Source organism: Nonomuraea sp. NPDC049400, assembly GCF_044466425.1.
GTDB lineage: Bacteria > Actinomycetota > Actinomycetes > Streptosporangiales > Streptosporangiaceae > Nonomuraea.
This window is the reverse complement of sequence record NZ_JBITMP010000030.1, coordinates 53562-76044: the sequence shown is the minus strand read 5'-3', so window position 1 is coordinate 76044 and position 22483 is coordinate 53562. Positions and strand designations below refer to the sequence as shown.

Here is a 22483-nt window from a genome sequence, read left to right as displayed (position 1 = left end):
CCTGGGCTACCGCGTAGTATCCGACCATGGAACTGGCAGCGGGTTTCGCGTCCATCTCCCGAGACGACTGGCGGGCGCTGGCGGTCGAGGTCCTGCGGAAGTCGGGGATCGAGACGGGCTCGCCCGAGGAGGCCCTGTCCGGCCTCACCTATGACGGGGTGACGGTCGCGCCGCTCTACGACGCCGACGACCTGCCCGGCGATCCCGGGCTGCCCGGCGAGCCACCTTACGTGCGCGGCACCCGGGCCCCGCGCACATATGGGGCCGGCTGGGATGTGCGGCAGCGGCACGCGGTGGCCGATCCCGAGGCGGTGCTGGCGGACCTGGAGAACGGCGTCACGTCGCTGTGGCTGGTGGTGGGGGAGGGCGCGATCCCGGTGGACGCGCTGGGCGGCGTGCTCAAGGACGTCTACCTTGATCTGGCCCCGGTCGTGCTGGAGGCGGGGGAGCACGTACGCGAGGCCGCGGAGGTCCTGTTCGGGCGCGGCGCCGCGGTGAAGGGCAACCTGGGGGCCTCCGCCTGTGCCGGGGGCGCGGGGCTGGAGCTGGCCCTGCGCTGTGCCGCCGGCTTTCCCGGGCTCGCGGCGGTCACCGTCGACGCGACGCCCTACCACGACGCGGGCGGCAGCGACGCCGAGGAGCTGGGCTGCTCGATCGCCCAGGGCGTCGCCGAGCTGCGGGCGCTCACCGGCGGCGGGCTTTCCGTTGAGCAAGCGCTAGGGCAGATCGGGTTCCGGTACGCCGCCACGGCCGACCAGTTCGCCACCATCGCCAAGCTGCGCGCGGCCCGCCGACTGTGGGCCAGGGTCGCCGAGGTGTGCGGTGCTCCCGAGCACGGCGGGCAGCGGCAGCACGCGGTCACCGGCTCGGCCATGATGACCGCCCGCGACCCCTGGGTCAACATGCTGCGCACCACCCTGGCCTGCTTCGCCGCCGGGGTGGGCGGCGCCGACGCGGTCACGGTGCAGCCGTTCGACGCCTGCCTCGGGCTGCCGGACGCCTTCTCCCGCCGCATCGCCCGCAACACGCAGTCGCTGCTGCTGGAGGAGTCGGGGCTCGGGCACGTCGTCGACCCCGCAGGGGGCTCCTGGTACGTGGAGCGCCGCACCGCCGACCTCGCAGAACGGGCCTGGTCCTGGTTCCAGGAGATCGAGGCGGCCGGCGGGATCACGCAGGCCGGTGGGCTGGTCGCCGGACGGATCGCCGCCACCCGCGCCCGCCGCGCCGGCGACATCGCCCACCGCCGCTTCCCGATCACGGGCGTGAGCGAGTTCCCGGACGTGCACGAGAAGCCGGTCCGCCCGCCCTCACCCGCCGCCGCGCCACAGCCCGCCGCCGCGGGGTTGCCGCGGATCCGGTACGCCGAGGCGTTCGAGGCGTTGCGGGACCTGGCCGACGCGCAGCCCGAGCGGCCCAAGGTGTTCCTCGCCACCATCGGGCCCGTCGCCGCCCACACCGCGCGGGCCACGTTCGCCGCCAACCTGTTCCAGGCGGGCGGGCTCGGCACCGAGACCGCCGGCCCCGGGGCCGATCCCGAGCAGATCGCCACCGCGTTCGCCGTGAGCGGCACCGCCGTGGCGTGCCTGTGCTCGACGGACAAGCTGTACGCGCAGCACGCCGCCGCCGTCGCCGCCGCACTGCGCAAGGCCGGTGCGAGGAAAGTGTGGCTGGCGGGGAAGGGGGAGTACGAAGGCGTGGACGGAAACCTCTACGCGGGCTGCGACGCGCTGGCCGTGCTCCGCGAGACTTTCGACCACCTGGAGGTGACCCGATGATCCCGGACTTCTCCGGCATCCCGCTCAGCGCCCTGCCCAAGGACGGCCCCGGGAAGCCCGAGCACGCCGATGAGGTGTGGGAGACGCCGGAAGGGATCGGGGTCAAGCCGCTCTACACCGCCCACGACCTCGAGGGGCTCGACTTCCTGCGCACCTACCCAGGCGCGGCCCCGTACCTGCGCGGTCCCTACCCCACCATGTACGTCAACCAGCCCTGGACCATCCGCCAGTACGCGGGCTTCTCGACGGCAGAGGAGTCCAACGCCTTCTACCGGCGCAACCTGGCCGCCGGGCAGAAGGGCCTGTCGGTGGCCTTCGACCTGGCCACGCACCGGGGGTACGACTCCGACCACCCCCGGGTCGCCGGTGACGTGGGCATGGCCGGGGTCGCGATCGACTCGATCTATGACATGCGGCAGTTGTTCGACGGCATCCCGCTGGACAAGATGTCGGTCTCGATGACCATGAACGGCGCCGTGCTGCCCGTCCTCGCGCTGTACATCGTGGCGGCCGAGGAGCAGGGCGTCGCGCCGGAGCAGCTCGCCGGGACCATCCAGAACGACATCCTCAAAGAGTTCATGGTCCGCAATACCTACATTTATCCCCCAGCACCGTCTATGCGGATTATTTCGGATATCTTCGCCTATACGAGCGAAAAGATGCCGAAATTCAACTCCATCAGCATTTCGGGCTACCACATCCAGGAGGCCGGCGCGACGTGCGACCTGGAGCTGGCCTACACGCTCGCCGACGGCGTCGAATACCTGCGAGCCGGGGTGGCCGCCGGGATGGACATCGACCGGTTCGCGCCGCGGCTGTCGTTCTTCTGGTGCATCGGCATGAACTTCTTCATGGAGGTCGCCAAGCTCCGTGCCGCCCGGCTGCTGTGGGCCAAGCTGGTGTCCGGGTTCAATGCGAAAAATCCGAAATCGCTGAGCCTCCGTACCCACTCCCAGACCTCCGGCTGGTCGCTGACCGCGCAGGACGTCTTCAACAACGTCGCCCGCACCTGCGTCGAGGCCATGGCCGCCACCCAGGGCCACACCCAGTCGCTGCACACCAACGCGCTCGACGAGGCCCTCGCGCTGCCCACCGACTTCTCCGCCCGCATCGCCCGCAACACCCAGCTCCTCCTCCAGCAGGAGTCGGGCACGACCAAGGTGATCGACCCGTGGGGCGGCTCCTACTACGTCGAGCGCCTCACCCACGACCTCGCCGAACGCGCCTGGACCCACATCCAGGAGGTCGAGGCCGCCGGCGGCATGGCCAGGGCCATCGAGGCGGGCCTGCCCAAGCTCCGCATCGAGGAGGCGGCCGCCCGTGCCCAGGCCCGCATCGACTCCGGGCGCCAGCCCGTGATCGGCGTCAACAAGTACCGCGCCGAGAGCGACGAGGCCATCGAGGTGCTCAAGGTCGACAACAGCTCCGTACGCGCCCAGCAGCTCGACAAGCTGGCCCGCCTGAGGGCCGAGCGCGACCCCGACGCCGTGCAGCGGGCGCTCGACGCGCTCACCAAGGCCGCCGACAACCCTGTGCCGGGCCTGGACCACAACCTGCTCAAACTGGCCGTGGACGCCGCCCGGGCCAAGGCCACGGTGGGGGAGATCTCCGACGCCCTCGAGCGGGTGTTCGGCAGGCACGCCGAGCCGGTACGTACCATCTCTGGGGTGTACCGCGACGAGTCAGGCCATTCCGACAACATCGAGCGCGTCCGCCGGGCCTGCTCCGACTTCGAACGGGCCGAGGGGCGCCGCCCGCGCATCCTCGTGGCCAAGATGGGTCAGGACGGCCACGACCGCGGGCAGAAGGTGATCGCCACGGCCTTCGCCGACCTGGGCTTCGACGTGGACGTCGGCCCGCTGTTCCAGACGCCGGAGGAGGTCGCCAGGCAGGCGGTCGAGGCCGACGTGCACATCGTGGGCGTGTCATCGCTGGCCGCCGGGCACCTCACGCTGGTGCCCGCGCTGCGCCGGGCGCTGGCAGACCTCGACGCCGGCGACGTCATGATCGTGGTCGGCGGCGTCATCCCGCCCGCCGACCACGACGAGCTGCGGGCCGCGGGCGCCGCCGCGATCTTCCCGCCGGGCACGGTGATCGCCGACGCCGCCCTGGACCTGCTGGACCAGCTGCGGGACCGTCAGTAGGTCCCGCTCTGGCACATCGTGACGGAGATCGTCCGCTGGGTCATGATCGGAGAGGTGATCCGGAGCGTGACCCGGTGGACGCCTCCGCTGCTCCGGAGGTTCTGCGGCGAGGCCAGGTAGCGCTGGCCGTTCTCCGAGATGGCCGCCGCCGAGCGGCCCACCGGCGTGCGGTCGATGTACCAGGTGTACCTGAAGTTCACGGGCCGGCCGGTGCGCTGCACCAGTGCCTGGAGCGTCACCTCGCCCCCCGACCAGCAGTCGCCGTTCCTGGTGCCGCCCGCGCGGACGTAGACGAGCCTGAGCTGCCCGTCCGCGCCGGGCTCCGCGGTGGACGTGGTGCCGTCGGTCGGGACCGTGCTCGGGTCGCCTTCGCTCTGCGGGCTCGGCCCCGGGGTACGCGTCCGCTTCGGCCGCTGCGACGGCTTGGACGCGGCGGCGTCCGAGGTCGAGGGCGCGCTGCCCACGACCGAGACGTTCTTCGGCGTGGGGGTCGTGGGGGTGAGCCACATGATGGCGCCGGCCAGCGCCAGCGCGGAGACGCCGGAGGCGCCCGCGATGAGCACGATCTTCATGCGCCGCCGCCCGGACCGCCGCGGCGGCTTGCGCGCCCCAGCCGGAGCCTGGGGCGGGGCCTGAGCGGGCGTCTCGCCTGACGCGAGCAGGCCGACCAGCGCCGAGTGCTGGGCCATCGCCGGCTCGGGGACCGGCTGCTCACCTGTCGGCGGACCCTGGACGGCGGCGGAGTGCCGGAACTCCGCCGGAACCGGCGCCTCGACCGGGGCAGCCAGCGGGAACGCCGCCTGACCCGCGCCATGATGCGCCACCGGCTCCTGGCCGTAGTGCGCGGCGGGTTCCTGGCTGTAGTGTCCGGCCGGCTCGTGGCCGTAGTGCGCGGCGGGTTCCTGACCGTAGTGCGCGGCGGGTTCCTGACCGTAGTGCCCGGCCGGTTCCTGGTTGAAGTGCGCGATCGGCTCTTGGCCGTAGTGCCCGGCAGGTTCTTGGCCGTAGTGCCCGGGCGGTTCCTGACCGTAGTGCTCGGCCGGGGCGGGCTGGGCCGGGCTCTGGTGCGGAGGGCGGCGCCGCGGCAGGGCCGCCGAATGGTCGGGGCCCGGCGCCTGGGCGCGGCTCCGGCGCGGCGGCGTGTCCTGGTCGAGGGCCGGCTCAGGCGTCTGGTGCCAGGCAGCCGAGGGCTGGTCAAGGGTCTCGTACGTGGCCGGGGACTGGTCGGCGGCGGCCTGGTGCGGGACCGGGGCCTGGTCGGAGGTCTGGTACGGGACCGGCGTCTGGTGCGCGGCCGGGGCCTGCTGCGAGGCGGCGGGCTGGCGCGAGGGCGCGGTCAGCCGGAGCAGCACGTCACGCATCGCGGGCCGGGCGCCGGGGTCCTTGGCCAGGCAGGCCAGCATGATCTCGCGGACGATCCCCCGCAGCTCGCCCAGGTGCGGCTCCTCGTTCAGGATGCGGTTGATCACCGCGGGCAGCGAGTCGTCGCCGAACGGCGGCACCCCGGTGGCCGCGAAGACCATCACCGACGCCCACGCGAACAGGTCGGCCGGGGCCCCCACCGCCTTCCCGGCGAGCTGCTCGGGCGCCATGTACGCGGGCGTGCCGACGAAGGTGCCGGTCGCCTTCACGCCGGAGCCGAGCGCCGCGGCGATGCCGAAGTCCACGACCTGCGGCCCCTCAGGCCCCAGCAGGACGTTCGACGGCTTGAAGGCCCCGTGGACGACGCCGGCCTGGTGGAGGGCGTCCAGCGCGGTCGCGGTGGACACGGCGAGCCGCTGCAGCTCCGCCCCGCCCTGCCGGCCCGCCTGCTGGAGCGATGGCCCGTCCACGTACTCGGCCACGATGTACGGCCTGCCGCTGGTCGAGGCGTCGAGCACCTGCGCGAGGCAGAACGGCTCGACCTTGCGCGCGGCGGCGATGTCCCTGGCGAGGCGGTCGTCCCCGGCGAGTCCCTCGCGCAGCACCTTGACGGCGACGGGAGTCCCGTTGCGGGCCTGGCCGAGATAGACGACACCGTGGCCGCCCGCGCCGAGCCGACCGACCAGCCGGTAGGGTCCCACCGTTGCCGGGTCGCCCTCGCGGAGGGGTTCGACGTTGGGCATGAGGGGAGTGACTCCTGTGACGGCTGAGGTTAGAACTCCAGCACCCTACTGGCAAAAGTCAAGGCTTGTCAGAGCTTAGGCTGATCGATTGGGAAGAAAAGGGGTAAGTCGGGTGCATTCGCTGGAGGACTACGCCCAGGGCGTACGGGCCGGGTCCCGTACGTGGATCGCTCGCGCGATCACGCTGGTCGAGTCGACCAGGCCCGACCACATCGCGCTGGCGCAGCGGCTGCTCGTCGAGCTCACCCCGCTGTCCGGCCACGCGCGGCGGGTGGGCATCTCCGGCGTGCCGGGCGTGGGGAAGTCCACGTTCATCGACTCACTCGGGACGATGCTGACCGCGCGCGGCCACAAGGTGGCCGTGCTGGCCGTGGACCCCTCCTCCACCAGGACGGGCGGCAGCATCCTCGGCGACAAGACCCGCATGGCCCGCCTGTCGGCCGACCCCGGCGCCTTCATCCGCCCCTCGCCGACCTCCGGCACGCTCGGCGGCGTCGCCAAGGCGACCAGGGAGGCCATGGTCGTGGTGGAGGCGGGCGGGTTCGACGTCGTCCTGGTCGAGACCGTCGGCGTGGGCCAGTCGGAGACCGCGGTGGCCGACATGGTGGACACGTTCCTGCTGCTCACGCTGGCCCGCACCGGCGACCAGCTCCAGGGCATCAAGAAGGGCGTGCTGGAGCTGGCCGACGTCATCGCGGTCAACAAGGCCGACGGCGAGCACGAGCTGCCGGCCAGGAAGGCCGCGCGGGAGCTGTCGGGCGCGCTGCGCATGCTCCGCTCCGACTCGCTCCCGCCGCCGGTGCTCACGTGCAGCGGGCTCACCGGCGAGGGGCTGGAGAAGCTCTGGCGGCACGTGCTGGCCCACCAGGACTCGCTCGACCTGGCCGCCAAGCGCCGCCGCCAGCAGGTGGGCTGGACGTGGACGCTGGTGCGGGACCGGCTGCTGGCCGAGCTGCGCAACGACCCCGAGGTGGCGGCGATCACCGATGAGGTGGAACGGGAGGTCCTCGCGGGCGAGCTGACCCCCTCGCTCGCGGCAGACCGGCTCCTGTCGGCCTTCAAACGCGCTTGACAGATTCCGGGGGCAAGCCACGGTCTGCCCCCAACGTCTATCCCAAGGCGTGGGATTGCTCTTAGAGTCGGGCTCAACACCGTCCAGGAGGCCAGGCATGTCCAGCATTCCGTCCCTGCTACGCGACCGGATCACGGCGACCCCCGACGCCGAGGCGTACCGAACACCCTCGGAGAGCGGCTGGACCTCGCTGACGTGGCGGGAGGTGGGCGAACGGGTGCGCGGGCTGTCCCTGGGCCTGGCGGGACTGGGCGCCGGGCCCGGCAAGCGCGTGTCGATCCTCTGCTCGACCCGGCTCGAATGGATCCTGGCCGACCTGGCGGTGCTGGCCACGGGCGCGGCCACGACCACGATCTACCCGACCAACACGGCCGCCGAGGCGGCGTTCGTCATCACCGACTCCGGCAGCACGATCGTGATCGCCGAGAACGACGACCAGGTCGCCAAGCTCAGGTCCGTCCAGAAGGAGCTGCCCGACGTCACCCACGTGGTGGTCATCGACGGCACGCCGAGCGACGACGGCTGGGTGGTCAGGCTCGACTCCCTCCACGATGACGGCGACGGCGACTACGACGGCATGGTGGACGCCATCGCCCCGGACGACCTGGCCACGCTCATCTACACCTCCGGCACGACCGGCCGCCCCAAGGGCGTGGAGCTGACCCACGACAACTGGCTCCACGCGGCTGGCGGCGTACGCCGGCTGAACCTGATCTCCGGGGACGATCTGCACTTCCTGTGGCTGCCGCTGTCGCACTCGTTCGGCAAGCTGCTGGAGGTCGTCATGATCGACATCGGCGTGCCGACCGCGATCGACGGCCGCCTCGACAAGATCGCCGAGAACCTCGGCGTGCTCAAGCCGACGTTCATGGCCGCCGCGCCGCGCATCTTCGAGAAGATCCACAACACCGTGGTGGCCACCGTGCGGCGCGAGGGCGGCGTCAAGCTGCGCATCTTCAACTGGGCCCGGCAGACCGGCCTGCGGGTCACCCGCGCCCGCCAGCACGAGGCGCCCATCCCGCTCACCACCAGGGTCGAGTACGCCCTGGCCGACCGCCTGGTCTTCGCCAAGCTCCGCGACCGGTTCGGCGGCCGGATCCGCTTCTTCATCTCCGGCGCCGCCCCGCTGTCCCAGGACATCGCGGAGTTCTTCGACGCGGCGGGCCTGACGATCCTCGAGGGTTACGGCCTGACGGAGTCGTCGGCGGGCAGCTTCCTCAACCTGCCGGATTCGGTGAAGTTCGGGACGGTCGGGCCACCGCTGCCCGGCACCGAGGTCCGCATCGCCGACGACGGCGAGATCCTCATCGGCGGTCGCGGCATCATGCGCGGCTACCACGGGCTGCCGGAGGAGACGGCCGGCGCGCTGGAGGACGGCTGGCTGCACACGGGCGACATCGGCGAACTCGACTCCGCCGGCCGGCTGCGCATCACCGACAGGAAGAAGGAACTGATCAAGACCTCGGGCGGCAAGTACGTCGCGCCGACGTACCTGGAGGGCCGGATCAAGGCGACCTGCCCGTACGTGTCGCACGTGTTCGTGCACGGCGACCGGCGCAACTACGTCACGGCGCTGGTCACCCTCGACATGGACGTGGCCGGGCCGTGGGCGCGGGCCGAGTCGCTGCCGGAGGACCCGGAGCAGCTGCGTGAGCACCCGCGCATGCGCGAGGAGGTCCAGAAGGCCATCGACCAGGTCAACGCGGACCAGGCGAGCTACGCCACGGTCAAGAAGTTCGCGATCCTGGCCGAGGACTTCACGGTGGAGACGGGCGAGCTGACGGCCAGCCTCAAGATCAAGCGCAAGGCGGTCGAGGAACGCCACGGCGAGACGCTGGACGCCTTCTACGAGGGATAGTCGCCGTCTCGGCCCGGCGTAGGGTTCGTGGGTGATCTCCCATCTTCCCGTGCGCCCGAGGCACTGCGACGCGCAGGCCATGATGCACGCCGCCCGGTACTACGAGTACTTCGAGGACGCCTTCCTCGACTGGCTCGGCGCCAGGGGCGGCTACGGCCGGCTCCGGCAGGAGGGGGCCGACCTGGTGGTCAAGGCGAGCGGGTGCGAGCACCACGCCCCGGCCCGGCTCGGCGACGTGCTGGCCGTGGAGAGCGCGCCGGCCAGGATCGGCACGACCTCGATCACGATGACGTTCACGATGCGGCGCGAGGACGAGCTGGTGGCCGTCGGCACGATCACGTACGTGTGCGTGCGCGACGGCCGGGCCACCCCGCTCCCCGCGATGCTCAGAGCCCCCGCTTAGCCCGGCGTCGGCTGGCCCGCTCGGTCCAGCTCAGTGGCTCGGCCGGGCCGCTTGGCACTCGCTCAGAGGACCCGCTTGGCTCCCGGCAGCGACCGCACCAGGTACGCCAGCGCCCAGCACAGCGGCAGCGACACGACCAGCATGATCGTGAACTTGACGATCGCGATCGCGTCGAGCCAGCGCAGCCCGTAGCCGACGGCGACCAGCACGAGCGGGTGGACGATGTAGACGGTGAAGGCGTGGTCGGACAGGAACCGGCCGCGCGGCCCCTGCTCGCCGAACCGCTCCCGGAAGAGCACCGACAGCCCGATGACCATGCTGACCGCGAACGCCGACTCCCAGGCCGCCGTCAGCGCCGAGGCCGCCGCGCCGCTCGTCATGCCCGAGAGCGGCAGCAGTACGGCGGTCGACACGCCCGCCGCCACGAGCCCCAGCCGCCCGGCCCGCGCGGGCAGGGTCTCGAACCAGCCGCGCCGGAAGGCCACACATCCGAGCGCGAACATGGCCACGTACTGCGGCAGGAAGTTCGGCGTCGGCAGCCCGAGCACCGGCACGTAGCTGCCGGTCGGCACCAGGAACCGCCACAGGAACGTGACCACCGCCAGCCCCGCGGTGAACAGCGCGACCGACCCGAACCGGAGTGGGGCGGGGCGCTGGTCGAGCGGCGCCCGCAGGGACCGCCACAACGCGTACGCCAGGGCGAAGACGATCAGCACCTCGGCGAACCACATCGGCCCCGGGTCCCACGAGACCAGGTAGAACCGCCAGTACGGGACGCCGTCGAGCTGCGCGTACCCGCCGAAGTTCACCAGCGGCCGGAGCAGCAGCAGGAAGGCCAGCAGCGGGATGCCCAGCCGCACCAGCCGGTCGCGCACGAAGGCGCGACCGCCCTTGCGGTCGTAGGAGCCCGGGGTGAAGAAACCGGAGATGAGGAAGAAGAACCCCATGAAGAACGCCTGGTTGAACGTCACCAAGATGTCAAGCAGGATCCCCGACGGGTCCTTGGCGGGCTCGGTGTAGTACCACAGGGGGATGTGCCCGTAAGTGACCGCCACGTGGTGGACGACGACCAGCACAGTGAGCACGGTCCGGAGGTTGTCGATCGAGTGGAGCCGGGTTCTCGGCGCGGTCTTCATTTCTTGCAGGCCCTTTCGAAGAGGTCGGCCAGCTCGTTCGCGTGTGCCTCGAGGTCGTGCTTGGGATAGGCCGCCCAGTAGACGAACATGCTGTCCATGGCGGCCGCCAGCGAGACGGCCATGACGCGGAGGTCGAAGTCTCTGAAGTCGCCGGTGCGCTGCCCGAGCTGGAAGATGCTCTCCAGCGCCCGGTAGATCTCCTCGCTGGTGTGCACGCCGTAGCGGGGCTTGCCGTCGGCGGTGCGCAGGTTCATGAAGATCTGGCCGAGCGCCATGATCTGCGAGCGGTGCTCGCGCATGTGGGCGGCGTTGGCGATGACGTACGTGCGTAGGAGCCCCCTGGCGCCCTCCACGTTCTCCATCTCGGCCAGGACGTGGTCGGCGGCCTGCTTGTAGACCCGGTTGACCACCTCCTCCATCAGCTCCTCCTTGCCGGCGAAGTGGTAGGAGATGACGCCCTTGCTGATGCCCGCGTGCTTGGCGATGCGTGCCAGCGACGCCTGGGCGAACCCGGCCTCCGCGATCACCTCGACGGCCGACGCCACGATCTGCGCGCGCCTGGCCTCCTCGATGAACGACCGCGGCTTCTGGCCGTCTGGCTCATTTTCTGACCGCATGGCCAAAATTTAGCACAAGCGGCCAGAGATGGCGCAGTATCTCAGGTGTGAGGCCGGCTGGTCTGTGCCGGTACGGGTCGTCATCCGGCGTCGGCGGCCCCGCGGTGGCGCGGTGGGACGGTGGCGACGAGCCCCGAGGTGCGCACCTCCCACGCGCCGCAGGCGCACCTCAGGTAGGAGACCGTGCCCTCGGAGGTGCGGTGGGAGGAGACGACGGCCAGGGCCAGGGGGTCGTGCAGGTGTCTGGAGTGCATGACTCCAATCTGCTGTAATGCCCTTATGCATTTCAACGCTTACGGCGGCAACGGGGCGGCGCTCGCGGCGGCCCTGGCGAACGCGACCGACTTCAGCCCTGAGGCGGTCGAGGCGATGCTGACCGAGCACCGCCTGCTCCGCACCGCCGTCACGGCCGAACAGGCCGAGGAGCTGCGCGAGTGGGCGGGGCGGCTCGCGCCCGTGTTCGGGGAGCGCGACCAGGACACGCAGATCAAGCTGATCAACGACCTGCTCGACATCTCCGCCACCAAGCCGTACGTCAGCGCGCACGACGGCCGCGAGCCGCACCTGCACTTCTTCGACCCGAGCGCCGACGTCGTGGCCAGGGCGAAGGACACCACGGCGGGCGGGCTGGCCATGGCCATGTCGTTCGCGGGCGGGCATCGCCTGGGGCGGTGCGACCGCGACGGGTGCGAGATCGTCTTCGTGGACACCTCGCGTAACGGGCGACGCCGGTTCTGCTCGCCGGCCTGCGCGAACAGGGTCAACGTGGCGGCGCACCGGGCCAGGAGCCTTGCCAGATAATCTTCGCGTCGCGTAGTCTTCTCGCGTCTTATCGCCGAGCCCAGGGGGCCGTTGACGTGAGGATCTGAGGTCGCGGGCACCGCGCCGTTCCGCCCTGTCGTGGGCAATGCGCGCACACCTGGACCTCTGGCGACCTCATCGCCCTCTTTTTCCTCGTGCTGTGCGCATTTGCGGTGATTCCCGCCAAGTCACGAAATTTCGACCTTTGTGACGGGAGCCGCCTTATGCCTTATTCCATTGTTGTAGATCACGTGTCCTTCGGCTGGCCGGACGGCACCGGCGTGCTCGACGGGCTCGACGCCGCGTTCCCCGCCGGACGTACCGGGCTCATCGGGGTCAACGGGTCGGGCAAATCCACCCTGCTGAAGATCATCGCGCGGGAGCTGGCCCCTCGCTCCGGGTCCGTGTCCGTGTCGGGCGAGGTGGGGTACCTGCCGCAGAACGTCCCGCTGGGCGCGAGTCGTACCGTGTCGGACCTGCTGGAGATCAGCCGGACGCGGGCGGCGCTGCACGCCATCGAGAGCGGCGACGTGGCCGAGGAGCACTTCGCCGCGGTCGGCGACGACTGGGACGTCGAGGAGCGCGCCCGGGCCGAGCTCGACCGGCTGGGGCTCGACCACATCGGGCTCGACCGCACGGTCGGCACGCTGTCGGGCGGCGAGACCATCATGGTCGCGCTGGCCGCCCAGCTGCTGAAGCGGCCCGAGGTGCTGCTGCTCGACGAGCCCACCAACAACCTCGACCTGGACGCGCGGGAACGGCTCTACGCCGCGGTCGCCGCCTGGCCGGGGGTGCTGGTGGTGGTCAGCCACGACCGCGCGCTGCTGGAGCTGGTCGACCAGATCGCCGAGCTGCGCGACGGCGTCGTACGCATGTACGGGGGCAACCTGAGCGCCTACGAGGAGCAGGTCGCCGGCGAGCAGCAGGCCGCCCTGCGGATGGTGCGGACCGCGGAAGGCGAGGTCCGCAGGCAGCAGCGGGAGCTCATCGAGGCCCGTACCCGGATCGACCGGAACCTGCGCAACGGGCGCAAGGCGTTCGAGAACAAGAAGGTGCCGAAGATCGTCGCCAACACGCTCAAGGGGAAGGCCCAGGTGACCGCCGGCAAGCAGCGCAACCTGGCCATCGAGAAGCTGGAGGAGGCGCGTGAGCGGCTGACGGAGGCCGAGCAGGCGGTGCGCGACGACGCGGAGATCCGGATCCAGCTGCCCGGCACGGAGGTGCCCGCCGGTCGCACGGTCCTCACCCTCCCGCTCCCACCGCCTCCGGCCCTCACCACCCCTCCGCCGTCCTCCGACGGTGCCGCCGCCCATGGTCCGGGCACGACCGCCGCGGGCGACGTACGAGGGGAGCTTGGCACGGCTGAGTCACGGGACCCGGCCGCGCCGGACTCCCGCGGCGCGTCCGGGACGGCGGCCGGCCGCGATGTGCGTACTGAGCACGACGACCATGGCGAGGGCGGCGAAGACGCGGTGCGCGGCGTTGTGCTGGAGACGTTGGTGGTACGTGGTCCCGAGCGGATCGCGTTGCTCGGTCCGAACGGGTCGGGCAAGACCACGTTGCTCAAGCGGATCATCGAGCACGGCGCCCACGTCCCCGTCCGGTACCTCCCGCAGCGCCTCGACCTCCTGGACAACACCCTGAGCGTCGTGGACAACGTGCGGGCCGTGGCCCCGGACGCCTCCGTCAACGACGTCAGGGCCCGCCTGGCGCGCTTCCTGTTCAGGGGCGAGCGGGTCAACCAGGCGGTCGGCACGCTGTCGGGAGGCGAGCGCTTCCGGGCGACCCTCGCCGCGCTCCTGTCGGCGGAGCCGCCGCCACAGCTGCTCCTGCTCGACGAGCCGACGAACAACCTGGACATGGCCAGCGTCCGCCAGCTCTCCCAGGCGCTGAACGCGTACCAAGGGGCGCTCGTCGTGGCCAGCCACGACGTGCCGTTCCTGGAGACGATCGGGATCACCCGCTGGCTGCGACAGGATCGGGACGCTGGACTGACGGAATCGTGATTGACGGGTGGGGATCAACCGGACGATAGTGTGACAGGTGGCTGGACCCCGGTTGATCTCCTGTGTTCTCGCCCTGGCAACCCTCACGCTCGGCGCCTGTTCGTCGTCCTTACCGTCGCCGACCGGAGGCGAGTCGAAGGTCAGCGGCGTCGCCGGCGGCAGTGGCGGCGGGGCGCCCGTAAGCGGCGGCGGCTCGGATGCGAGCAGCAGCCCCAGCCCGAGCGCGCTCACGGCCGAGGCGTACAAGAGCGCGCTCGAGAGCAGGCACAAGGCGCTGGCCGGGGCGATCGACGCCCTGGCGGGTGCGCGCAGCGTCAAGGCCCTGGACGACCGGGTCGGGCGCGCCGAGGAGGCGCTGAGCGGCGCCGCCGACGCGCTGGCCGCCATCGTCCCGCCCGACGCCGTACGCGCCCAGCACGACGCGTACGTGGCCGGCCTGCGTGACTTCGCCAGCGGGCTGGGCGCCACGGCGGGCAAGGTGGGCGCCAGGAACCTGTGCACGTCGTCGGCCGTGCTCATCGACCTCGACGACCAGCTGGCCGCGCTCGACAAGGCGGGCGAGGCCCTGCAGAGCGCCGGCGGCTACCCGGCCGACATCGTGGACGTGAAGGCCGGGAAGAAGGCGACCAGGCGGCTGGGCAACGGTTCGTTCATCCGCAGGAGCACGCTCAACGGCCGCAGCTCGCTGGAGATCGACAACGGCGGCACCCGCGACGCCGTGGTCACCGTCGTGAAGGGCGGCAGCAAGACGTTCAGCGTGTATGTGCGCAAGAAGTCGAAGTTCAAGGTCAGGGGCGTGCGCGACGGCTCGTACAAGATCTACTTCACGCACGGCGTGGACTGGGACGGCAAGAGCAAGTCGTTCACGCGCGAATGCAGCTTCGAGAAGTTCGACAAGTCGGTGAAGTTCAAGACGACGTTCACCGCCACGCAGGTCCGCTGGCACGACTGGCGGGTCACGCTGCACGCGATCTCGGGGGGCAACGCCAAGACCGCGCCCGTGGACCCCGACGACTTCCCGAGCTGACGCCGCCGACAGCACGGAAGGCCGCCCCGACAGCACGGAAGGCCGCCCCGACAGCACGGAAGGCCGCCCCGACGGCACGGAAGGCCGCGCACCTCGACGGTGCGCGGCCTTTCCGGGTCAGGTCGAGAACAGCATGCCCACCCAGCTGCGCTGATGGCGGTGGTGGCCATAGTGGCCGCCGCCGTGCGGGGCGCCCCACGCGGGACCGGGGGCGGGGGGCGGCGGGGGAGCCGCGTGGTACTGCGACTCCATCCGGGTCAGCGTCTCGAGCTCGCCGTAGTCGAGGAAGATCCCACGGCAGTTGTCGCACTGCTCGATGTGGACGCCGTTGCGCTCATAGGTCCGCATGTTCCCGCGGCACTTAGGGCACTGCATCTAAGTCGCTCTCCTTGGCTTCGGGGCTTCAGGGTTGAAACCTACCGCGCGCAACCCCGTCACGCTCGGACGATTCTGTTGCACGTCTCAACCAACGAGTGCTCGACCTCGTCGAGTTCCCGGCCCTCGCGCTGAGCGTTGACGACGGCCACGGCGGCGAGCTGGACGGTGAGCGCCCTGGCGGGCAGGTCGAGCCGCCGCCACGGGTCGTCGCCCCGGCCCAGCGCGGGCCCGCCGGAGGCCAGGTACGCCCCCAGGAACCGCTCCCAGACGGCCGGTTCGAGCAGCCCCGCGGCATACCAGGCGGCCGGTCTGGCCAGGTCCCACGCCGGGTCGCCGACGCCGAGGTCGTCGACGTCGATGAGCAGCCAGCGGTCGCGGTGGACGAGCTGGCCCAGGTGCCAGTCGCCGTGCGTGAGCAGCGCGGGCAGCGGCGCGGGCTCGGGCAGCTCCTTGAAGGCCCGCCTGATGAGCTGCTCGACGGGGCCGTCTCCGGTCATCCGGCCCACCGCCCTGGCGGCCCGCGCGGGACCTCCGGCGGGGGGCAGCCCGGGCAGCGGCGTCAGGGGAATGGCGTGCAGCGCGGCCAGCAACCTGGCGCCCTCCTCCCAGGGCGCGGAGTCCGGGTCGTCCTGCGCGACGGGGCGGCCCGCCGGCCAGACGGTCACCGCGCGGCCCGCGACCGGCAGCACCTCGGTCTCCAGCGGGGCCAGCATCACACCGCTCACCGCGGCCGACGCGGCGGCACGCAGCCGGATCCGCAACGACTCCACGTCGTCGCGCCGGGAGTGGGCCTTGACCACGACCTCGCCCCTGCGTAACACCACGACATCGGTGCGCGTCGGGTGCGACACGGGATCGCCCGCACCGCCGTACGCCGCGGCGACACCCGCCAGCTCATCCTCCAGACCCACTCGTACAGACTATTCGGCGGTATGGGCGGTGCATGCCGCTGGACGCGATCGCCGGATCGGGCCAAACCCCCGACCAGACCTGCGGTGACGGCGGGCCGCGCACGTTCGGCGTGTGCCGTCGTGTGCTGGTCGACGCCCGAGGGTGCCGCTGGTTGCGGAATACGCGTGGGATGATCTCGCCGCCTCCTTCGGAGGGGGATTCATCCTCCGCTGCGACGCCAAGGTCATCACGACCCTGGGTGCGCGGAGCACCCTCCGAGGACGGCGTTCGCATCCCCGCCCGGGCGGCCCTCCAGCGCCGTCGGGCGGGGATGGTCTTGCAGGCGCTGGCTCCCGCTCTGTTCAGAAGTGTTCCGTCTCCTCCCCTTCAGCCACTTCCTGATCGTCCACTACGGTGCTTTTGTGATGCTGCCTGCAGACAACCACGTGCACAGCGAGTGGTCCTGGGACGCCCCGAATGCCTCGATGGAGCGTGCCTGCGCGCGGGCGGTGGAGCTTGGGCTCCCCGCGATCGCCTTCACCGAACACCTCGACCACACGTCGTTGAACATCGGTTCCGCGGATGATGCCCATCTGCTGTCGCTGAGCTCGCCGGAGGGGGTGTTGAGCCCTCCGGCGTTCGACGTGGACGGGTATCTGGACTCGATCGAGCGGTGCCGCGAGCGCTTCCCCGGGCTCCGGATCCTGAGTGGGCTGGAGGTCGGGGAGCCACACTGGCACGCCGAGGCCGTGGCGAAGGTACTCGCGGCCGGGCGGTTCGACCGGATCCTGGGCTCTTTGCACTGCCTGCCCGACGGCGACGGGTTCGCGGAACCGTGGGGGCTGTACGACCACCGGGTTGCGGCCGAGGTCATCCGGGAGTACCTGGCCGAGGTTGCCCGACTGGTGGCGGGGAGCGATGTGTTCTCCGTGCTTGCCCACATCGACTACCCAGTGCGGTCCTGGCCTACGGAGGTTATGCCTTTCGATCCGCTGGCCTTCGAGGAGGAGTTCCGGCATGCGCTGAGGGCGACCGCCTCGTCGGGGCGGGCCCTGGAGGTCAACACAAGGTTGCCGCTGTCACCGGTGATCCTGCGGTGGTGGCACGAGGAGGGCGGGCCGGCGGTCAGCTTCGGCAGCGACGCCCACGACCCATCCCTCGTCGCTCACAGGTTCCGGGAGGCGGCGGACATGGCAGAGGCGCACGGATTCCGCCCTGGGCAGGACCCGTACGATTTCTGGGCGCGTGTGGACTGACGGTAAGGGGCTGGAAGCTCGGAACATGCGCGGAACGGCCAGGTTGGTGGGCTACCGGTCTCGTTCTTCCTCGCAGGTCACAGGCTCCTGTCTGAGGCGAACTCGCGTCGGTCAGACTAGGGGGCATGAGAGTGGGTTTCGCAGTGCCCCAGTCAGGCCCGTGGGCCACCCCCGGCAACATGCGCCGCATCGCCACCCGGGCGGAGGAGCTCGGCTATCACGAGCTGTGGACGTTCCAGCGCCTGCTGTACCCGGTCGGGCATCCGATGGGGCCGACGTACCGCAGCGTGCACGACCCGCTCATCACGCTGGCCCACCTGGCGGGCGTGACGAGCCGGATCCGGCTGGGCGTGGCGGTGATCAACGCGTACGTGCAGCCGGTGGTGCTGGCCAAGCAGCTGGCCACGCTGCAGACGGTCTCGGAGGGCCGGCTGACGGCGGGGCTCGGGCTGGGCTGGCTGCCGGAGGAGTTCGAGGCCGCGGGCGTGGGCATGGAGCGGCGGGGGCGCAGGGGCGAGGAGTTCGTCGAGGTGCTGCGCAAGGCGTGGGCCGACGACGTGGTCGAGCACAGCGGCGAGTTCTACCGCGTGCCGCCCTCCCACATCGACCCCAAGCCGGTGCCCGGGCCGCCGCCGATCCTGCTCGGCGGAACCGCCGAGGTCGCGCTGCGCCGCGCCGGGCGGCTGGCCGACGGGTGGGTGAGCTCAAGCAGGGAGGACCTGGCCGCGGTCGCCGGGCGGGTCGAGCTGATCAAGGCCACGCTGGCAGAGGAAGGCCGGGACGCGGGCGCGTTCCGCTTCGTGTGCCGAGGAGTCACGCAGGTCCGGGCGGCCGACGATGACCGGCCCCTGACGGGCACGTACGAGAAGATCCGGCGCGACGTGGACGGCCTGGCCGCGAGCGGCGTGACCGACGTTTTCCACGACCTCGGCTTCGACCGTGAGTTCGTCACGCTCGACGCCAAGGAGGCGATGCGCCGGGCCGAAGAGGCGCTGGAGGCCCTGGCCCCCTAGCCGGAAGCCCTGGCCTTCTAGCCCCAGCCGCCGTACGGAACCGTGATGATCTCCAGGTTGTGGCCGTTGGGATCGGACCAGTAGAGGCCGCGGCCGCCGTCGTGGGTGTTGATCCGCCCCGGCTGCTCATGGTGCGGATCGGCCCAGTACGTCAGGCCGCGGCTCTTGATCCGGTCCCAGATCTGGTCGAACTCCTCATCGCTGACCAGGAACGCGTAATGCTGCGGGATCACCGCCTCGCCGGCCTCGAGGACGTCGAGCGAGACGTCGTTGCCGAGCGTGACGACGCGGAACGGCCCGTACACCGGCGCCGGCTCCAGGCCGAGGACGTCCACGAGGAACGCGGCGGTCTCGTCCCGGTCCTTCGCCTGCACGATGGTGTGGTTCAGCTGGACGGACATACCTTCACGTTATGTCAGCCCTTCACGTCATGTCAGGGCGACGGGCGGCGAGCCGATGCCGTTGATGAAGTTCGACGGCAGTGCTGAGCGATACGCTACGTCCTGTCAAAGGGCGAGGTCGTGGAGTCGCAACGCCTCGGCGGCCACCGCGTGCCGCAATTCGCGAATGCCTTCGCGCCCCCGTACGGGATGGACGGCGTTCGTCAGCAGCACCACGGTCAACCGGCGCGCGGGATCGACCACCAGCGAGGTGCCGGTGAAGCCGGAATGGCCGAAAGCGCCGCTCAGCGGCCCCACGATCGCCGGGTCGCCGATGCGCACGCCCAGCCCGTGGCGGAAGGCGGCGCCTTCCGCGCCCTGGTCGCGCACCATCTCGGCCACGCTCTCCGGGCGCAGCACGGGCGCGCCGCCGAGCCGCAGCGCCTCGCCGAAGGCCAGCAGGTCCCCGGCTGTGGCGAACAACCCCGCATGCCCCGCCACGCCGCCCAGCGCGTACGCCGTTTCATCGTGCACCTCACCGCGCACACAACCGGCGCCTGACGCGCTCGCGTCCGGTGCGGCGTTTGATACTCCCGGGTCCAGCGCGGCACTTGATGCGCCCGGGTCCGGCGCTGGTCTCGCGCGTTCCCGCTTCCACTCCGTGGCGGCGATCCGGGGCAGCGCTGTGGGCCGGTAGCCGGTGTCGGCCAGGCCGAGCGGGCCCGTGACCCGCGTGCGGACCAGCTCGTCGAGCGGTGCGTCGCCGGCCAGCTCCGCGACCCGGCCCGCCATGACCATGCCGACGTCGCTGTAGAGGTACGGGCCGCCGACCGGGTGGATGATCGGAGTGTCCAGCATCGCCGCCATGCGCTCGGCGGCGTCCGCGCCGGGCAGCTCCAGGTCGATGCGGCGGGTCGGGGGCAGGCCCGCCGTGTGGGTGAGCAGGCGGCGCAGCGTGATCCTGCCGTCGCTGCCCGGTATCCACGTGGCCACCGGCTCGTCCAGGCCGAGCCGGCCCTCCTCGGCCAGCGAGAGCAGCACGGTCGTGGTGAAGAGCTTGCTGATCGAGGCCAGGTCGAAGATCGAGTCCCGACCCGCGGGCGGGCGCTCCGGGGCCAGGCTCCCTTCGGCGTCGGCGTAGCGTACGAGCTCGCCGGTCGCGGCTGCGGCGGCCACGCGGCCGTCCACGGCGATCAGCGCGACCGCCGCCGAGCACACGCGCGGCACCCCGTCCGCCAGGATCTCCCCCAGCCGATCAGCCACCCCGTCCCCCTCATCCCCTCGTGCCGGCCCCGGTCGTCTCAGCCCTGGCCGTCGGAGCACCCCGTCGCCCTGAGCACCCCCTGCGCCCGGAGCCGCCGTCGTCTGACGCACTCGTCGTCCGAGGCGCCCGTCGTCCGGGGCGCCCGTCGTGCGGCGAGCGTCCGTGCGGGGCGCCCGTCGTCCAAGACGCCCCCCGTGGGCGTGAGGCGCGTCCTGTGGGCGGCCGTGGTGCGTGGTGGGCCGCCCGTCGCGCGCCGTCCCCGTCGCGCCGGGCCCGGTCAGCCGCTCAGCGCGTCGCTGAGGCGCTCCCCGTGTGACTCCAGCAGCGCGCGTGCCCCATCGGCGTCGAGCCCGTGCTGGATCATCAGCACGGCGATCTTCGCCTGCCCGCCGGCCGCGTCCAGCGCCGCCTCGGCCGTCGCGTGGTCGGCGCCGGTGATGTCGCTGACCATGCGCAGCGCGCGCCCGGCCAGCTTGTTGTTCATCGCCGACATCTCGATCATCTTGTTGCCGTACGTACGGCCGAGCTTGACCATCGAGATCGTGGAGATCATGTTCAGCACGAGCTTCTGAGCCGTGCCCGCCTTGAGTCTCGTCGAGCCGGTCACCACCTCGGGACCCACGACGACCTCGATCGCGTGCTCCGCGGCGGCCGACAGCGGCGCGCCGTCGTTGCACGACAGGCCGACGGTGAGCGCGCCGCGGGCGGACGCCTCAGCGAGCGCGCCGAGCACGAAAGGGGCCCGCCCGCTGGCGGACACGCCGACCACCGAGTCGAGCGGCCCCACCGCCAGGTCCTTCAACGCGGCGGCGCCGGCGTCGGCATCGTCCTCCGCACCCTCGACGGACCGGGTGAGCGCATCCGGCCCCCCGGCGATGACGCCCTGCACCAGCGACGGATCGGTGCCGAACGTGGGCGGGCACTCGCTGGCGTCGAGCACGGCCAGCCGGCCCGACGTGCCGGCGCCGACGTACAGCAGCCGGCCGCCGTCGGCCATCCGCGCGGAGATCGCGTCGATGGCCGCCGAGATCGCCGGGATGGCCACCGCGACGGCGGCGGGCACGGCGGCGTCGGCCTGGTTCATGAGCCTGGCGATCTGCTCGGTCGGCAGCCGGTCGATCTGGCTGTAGCGGGGATCGCTCTGCTCAGTGGACAGCTCGGGTAGCGGATCAGTCATGACGCTAATTTCCACCCTCTCCTTCACACTTGTAAATATCTTTCAGACAATGGCTTTCATGGCACATGTACGAACCGGAGCCGAACGGCTGGCCGCGGATCCCGCTCTCGCGGGCGGCACCCGCCTCGGCCTGATCACGAACCCCACCGGAGTCCTGCCCGATCTGACCCCGACCCCGGACGCGCTGCTGGCCGCAGGGGTGAACCTGACGGCGCTGTTCGGTCCCGAGCACGGCATGCGCGGCACCGCCCAGGCGGCCGGCAGCGAGGCCGACACCGTGGACGAGAAGACCGGGCTGCCGGTGTTCGACACGCACAAGCTCGAGGGCGAGGCGCTGGACCGGGTGGTCGCGGGGTCTGGCGTGGACACGCTGGTCTTCGACATCGCCGACGTGGGCACCCGGTTCTACACCTACGTCTGGACGATGTACGACCTGCTGGCCTCGGCCGCCCGGCTCGGGCTGCGGTTCGTGGTCCTGGACCGGCCCAACCCGCTCGGCGGGACCGTCCAGGAGGGGCCGCTGCTCGACCCGGCGTTCGCCAGTTTCGTGGGCCGCTTCCCGCTCCCGGTCCGGCACGGCAGGACGGCGGGGGAGCTGGCCACGCTGTTCGGGTTCGACGTGGACCTGCGCGTGGTCGAGATGGAGGGCTGGCGGCGCGACATGACGTTCGCCGAGACGGGGCTGCCCTGGGTGATGCCGTCGGTCAACATGCCCACCCTGGACACCGCGCTGGTCTACCCGGGCACCGGGCTGTTCGAGGGCACGAACTTCTCCGAGGGACGCGGCACGACCAGGCCCTTCGAGCTGGTCGGCGCCCCGTACGCGGATGCCCGGTTGGCCGCCGCGCTGGCCGAGCTGGGCCTGCCGGGCGTGCGGTTCAGGGAGACGTGGTTCACGCCCACCTTCCACAAACACGCGGGCGTCCCCGTGCGCGGCGTCCAGCTCCACGTGCACGACCGCGAGGCGTTCAGGCCGGTGCTGACGGGCCTGTCCATGCTGTACGTGGCCCGCACCCTCTATCCGGACGATCTGCGCTGGTGGGGCCCCGACCTGTTCATGGACCACCTGTGGGGCTCCGACACGCTCACCCGCTGCCTGGACGCGGGCGAGGACCCCCGCGGCCTCTGCCCGCCACCGGGAACCCCTGAAGGACCACTGCTCTACGGCCGACGCGTTTAG

The 22483-nt window shown here is 71.5% G+C and carries 20 protein-coding genes; 11 read left to right on the top strand and 9 right to left on the bottom strand.

Annotated features, from left to right (window positions below; genetic code table 11):
* The first annotated feature begins 26 nt into the window (after nucleotides 1-26).
* Together ACIBVN_RS37255 and scpA are read left to right on the top strand one after the other, a co-directional pair.
* Nucleotides 27-1775 carry a methylmalonyl-CoA mutase family protein gene (locus ACIBVN_RS37255; protein WP_397144687.1) on the top strand — a complete coding sequence of 583 codons (1749 nt, stop codon included), beginning with the start codon at nucleotides 27-29 and terminating at the stop codon, nucleotides 1773-1775.
* Nucleotides 1772-3919: a methylmalonyl-CoA mutase gene (gene scpA, locus ACIBVN_RS37250; RefSeq protein ID WP_397144685.1), complete on the top strand. Its 2148-nt coding sequence runs from the start codon at nucleotides 1772-1774 to the stop codon at nucleotides 3917-3919. Before ACIBVN_RS37255 ends, scpA begins: the two co-directional genes overlap by 4 nt.
* On the opposite strand, the gene ACIBVN_RS37245 is transcribed toward scpA, so the two are convergent.
* Nucleotides 3913-6024 carry a serine/threonine protein kinase gene (locus ACIBVN_RS37245; RefSeq protein ID WP_397144683.1) on the bottom strand — a complete coding sequence of 704 codons (2112 nt, stop codon included), beginning with the start codon at nucleotides 6022-6024 and terminating at the stop codon, nucleotides 3913-3915. The genes scpA and ACIBVN_RS37245 overlap by 7 nt on opposite strands.
* Before the next feature lie 112 nt (nucleotides 6025-6136).
* Here ACIBVN_RS37245 and meaB point away from each other — a divergent pair, with 112 nt between their 5' ends.
* The 3 genes from meaB (at nucleotide 6137) to ACIBVN_RS37230 (ending at nucleotide 9357) form a co-directional block, all read left to right on the top strand.
* A complete protein-coding gene (meaB, locus tag ACIBVN_RS37240) occupies nucleotides 6137-7096 on the top strand; it encodes a methylmalonyl Co-A mutase-associated GTPase MeaB (protein ID WP_397144681.1) in 960 nt (319 codons plus the stop codon).
* Between the two features lie 97 nt (nucleotides 7097-7193).
* Nucleotides 7194-8954, top strand: coding sequence for an AMP-dependent synthetase/ligase (locus ACIBVN_RS37235; protein ID WP_397144679.1), 1761 nt, complete (start codon nucleotides 7194-7196; stop codon nucleotides 8952-8954).
* Between the two features lie 31 nt (nucleotides 8955-8985).
* Nucleotides 8986-9357 carry an acyl-CoA thioesterase gene (locus ACIBVN_RS37230; protein ID WP_397144677.1) on the top strand — a complete coding sequence of 124 codons (372 nt, stop codon included), beginning with the start codon at nucleotides 8986-8988 and terminating at the stop codon, nucleotides 9355-9357.
* Nucleotides 9358-9419: 62 nt separating this feature from the next.
* Here the strand turns inward: ACIBVN_RS37230 and ACIBVN_RS37225 are convergent, their stop codons facing one another.
* From ACIBVN_RS37225 to ACIBVN_RS37215, 3 genes are all read right to left on the bottom strand, one after another.
* Nucleotides 9420-10493 carry an acyltransferase family protein gene (locus tag ACIBVN_RS37225; RefSeq protein WP_397144675.1) on the bottom strand — a complete coding sequence of 358 codons (1074 nt, stop codon included), beginning with the start codon at nucleotides 10491-10493 and terminating at the stop codon, nucleotides 9420-9422.
* The gene (locus ACIBVN_RS37220; RefSeq protein WP_397144673.1) at nucleotides 10490-11110 is read right to left on the bottom strand and encodes a TetR/AcrR family transcriptional regulator; all 621 of its coding nucleotides are present in this window, start codon (nucleotides 11108-11110) and stop codon (nucleotides 10490-10492) included. Before ACIBVN_RS37220 ends, ACIBVN_RS37225 begins: the two co-directional genes overlap by 4 nt.
* 80 nt (nucleotides 11111-11190) lie before the next feature.
* Nucleotides 11191-11364, bottom strand: coding sequence for a hypothetical protein (locus ACIBVN_RS37215; protein ID WP_349450323.1), 174 nt, complete (start codon nucleotides 11362-11364; stop codon nucleotides 11191-11193).
* Nucleotides 11365-11389: 25 nt separating this feature from the next.
* Between ACIBVN_RS37215 and ACIBVN_RS37210 the strand changes: the two genes are divergently transcribed.
* From ACIBVN_RS37210 to ACIBVN_RS37200, 3 genes are all read left to right on the top strand, one after another.
* A complete protein-coding gene (locus ACIBVN_RS37210; protein ID WP_397144671.1) occupies nucleotides 11390-11911 on the top strand; it encodes a CGNR zinc finger domain-containing protein in 522 nt (173 codons plus the stop codon).
* Between the two features lie 224 nt (nucleotides 11912-12135).
* The gene (locus ACIBVN_RS37205; RefSeq protein ID WP_397144669.1) at nucleotides 12136-13917 is read left to right on the top strand and encodes an ABC-F family ATP-binding cassette domain-containing protein; all 1782 of its coding nucleotides are present in this window, start codon (nucleotides 12136-12138) and stop codon (nucleotides 13915-13917) included.
* A 37-nt stretch (nucleotides 13918-13954) separates the two neighbouring features.
* On the top strand, nucleotides 13955-14944 hold the full coding sequence (locus ACIBVN_RS37200; RefSeq protein WP_397144667.1) for a hypothetical protein: 990 nt from the start codon (nucleotides 13955-13957) through the stop codon (nucleotides 14942-14944).
* A 117-nt stretch (nucleotides 14945-15061) separates the two neighbouring features.
* Here the strand turns inward: ACIBVN_RS37200 and ACIBVN_RS37195 are convergent, their stop codons facing one another.
* On the bottom strand, nucleotides 15062-15319 hold the full coding sequence (locus tag ACIBVN_RS37195; protein ID WP_397144665.1) for a zf-TFIIB domain-containing protein: 258 nt from the start codon (nucleotides 15317-15319) through the stop codon (nucleotides 15062-15064).
* Between the two features lie 59 nt (nucleotides 15320-15378).
* Nucleotides 15379-16233, bottom strand: coding sequence for a phosphotransferase (locus ACIBVN_RS37190; protein WP_397144663.1), 855 nt, complete (start codon nucleotides 16231-16233; stop codon nucleotides 15379-15381).
* 405 nt (nucleotides 16234-16638) lie between these two features.
* Here ACIBVN_RS37190 and ACIBVN_RS37185 point away from each other — a divergent pair, with 405 nt between their 5' ends.
* The gene (locus ACIBVN_RS37185) at nucleotides 16639-17469 is read left to right on the top strand and encodes a PHP domain-containing protein (RefSeq protein ID WP_397144800.1); all 831 of its coding nucleotides are present in this window, start codon (nucleotides 16639-16641) and stop codon (nucleotides 17467-17469) included.
* A 125-nt stretch (nucleotides 17470-17594) separates the two neighbouring features.
* Complete coding sequence (locus tag ACIBVN_RS37180) at nucleotides 17595-18482, top strand: TIGR03619 family F420-dependent LLM class oxidoreductase (protein ID WP_397144661.1); 888 nt, start codon at nucleotides 17595-17597, stop codon at nucleotides 18480-18482.
* Nucleotides 18483-18499: 17 nt separating this feature from the next.
* Here the strand turns inward: ACIBVN_RS37180 and ACIBVN_RS37175 are convergent, their stop codons facing one another.
* The 3 genes from ACIBVN_RS37175 to murQ form a co-directional block, all read right to left on the bottom strand.
* Nucleotides 18500-18883, bottom strand: coding sequence for a VOC family protein (locus ACIBVN_RS37175; protein ID WP_397144659.1), 384 nt, complete (start codon nucleotides 18881-18883; stop codon nucleotides 18500-18502).
* 105 nt (nucleotides 18884-18988) lie between these two features.
* Nucleotides 18989-20125 (bottom strand): serine hydrolase domain-containing protein, encoded by a 1137-nt coding sequence (locus ACIBVN_RS37170; protein WP_397144657.1) that lies wholly within the window; start codon nucleotides 20123-20125, stop codon nucleotides 18989-18991.
* Nucleotides 20126-20403: 278 nt separating this feature from the next.
* Complete coding sequence (gene murQ / locus ACIBVN_RS37165; RefSeq protein ID WP_397144655.1) at nucleotides 20404-21303, bottom strand: N-acetylmuramic acid 6-phosphate etherase; 900 nt, start codon at nucleotides 21301-21303, stop codon at nucleotides 20404-20406.
* A gap of 58 nt (nucleotides 21304-21361) precedes the next feature.
* Here murQ and ACIBVN_RS37160 point away from each other — a divergent pair, with 58 nt between their 5' ends.
* On the top strand, nucleotides 21362-22483 hold the full coding sequence (locus ACIBVN_RS37160) for an exo-beta-N-acetylmuramidase NamZ domain-containing protein (protein WP_397144653.1): 1122 nt from the start codon (nucleotides 21362-21364) through the stop codon (nucleotides 22481-22483).

What these genes read in the sequence shown, in the direction of transcription:
- ACIBVN_RS37255 (WP_397144687.1), top strand. Translation starts at nt 27, where the DNA reads ATGGAACTGGCAGCGGGTTTCGCGTCCATCTCCCGAGACGACTGGCGG.
- ACIBVN_RS37205 (WP_397144669.1), top strand. Translation starts at nt 12,136, where the DNA reads ATGCCTTATTCCATTGTTGTAGATCACGTGTCCTTCGGCTGGCCGGAC.
- scpA (WP_397144685.1), top strand. Translation starts at nt 1,772, where the DNA reads ATGATCCCGGACTTCTCCGGCATCCCGCTCAGCGCCCTGCCCAAGGAC.
- ACIBVN_RS37245 (WP_397144683.1), bottom strand. Translation starts at nt 6,024, where the DNA reads ATGCCCAACGTCGAACCCCTCCGCGAGGGCGACCCGGCAACGGTGGGA.
- ACIBVN_RS37180 (WP_397144661.1), top strand. Translation starts at nt 17,595, where the DNA reads ATGAGAGTGGGTTTCGCAGTGCCCCAGTCAGGCCCGTGGGCCACCCCC.
- ACIBVN_RS37175 (WP_397144659.1), bottom strand. Translation starts at nt 18,883, where the DNA reads ATGTCCGTCCAGCTGAACCACACCATCGTGCAGGCGAAGGACCGGGAC.
- murQ (WP_397144655.1), bottom strand. Translation starts at nt 21,303, where the DNA reads ATGACTGATCCGCTACCCGAGCTGTCCACTGAGCAGAGCGATCCCCGC.
- ACIBVN_RS37225 (WP_397144675.1), bottom strand. Translation starts at nt 10,493, where the DNA reads ATGAAGACCGCGCCGAGAACCCGGCTCCACTCGATCGACAACCTCCGG.
- ACIBVN_RS37235 (WP_397144679.1), top strand. Translation starts at nt 7,194, where the DNA reads ATGTCCAGCATTCCGTCCCTGCTACGCGACCGGATCACGGCGACCCCC.
- ACIBVN_RS37185 (WP_397144800.1), top strand. Translation starts at nt 16,639, where the DNA reads ATGCTGCCTGCAGACAACCACGTGCACAGCGAGTGGTCCTGGGACGCC.
- ACIBVN_RS37195 (WP_397144665.1), bottom strand. Translation starts at nt 15,319, where the DNA reads ATGCAGTGCCCTAAGTGCCGCGGGAACATGCGGACCTATGAGCGCAAC.
- ACIBVN_RS37215 (WP_349450323.1), bottom strand. Translation starts at nt 11,364, where the DNA reads ATGCACTCCAGACACCTGCACGACCCCCTGGCCCTGGCCGTCGTCTCC.
- ACIBVN_RS37160 (WP_397144653.1), top strand. Translation starts at nt 21,362, where the DNA reads ATGGCACATGTACGAACCGGAGCCGAACGGCTGGCCGCGGATCCCGCT.
- ACIBVN_RS37210 (WP_397144671.1), top strand. Translation starts at nt 11,390, where the DNA reads ATGCATTTCAACGCTTACGGCGGCAACGGGGCGGCGCTCGCGGCGGCC.
- ACIBVN_RS37220 (WP_397144673.1), bottom strand. Translation starts at nt 11,110, where the DNA reads ATGCGGTCAGAAAATGAGCCAGACGGCCAGAAGCCGCGGTCGTTCATC.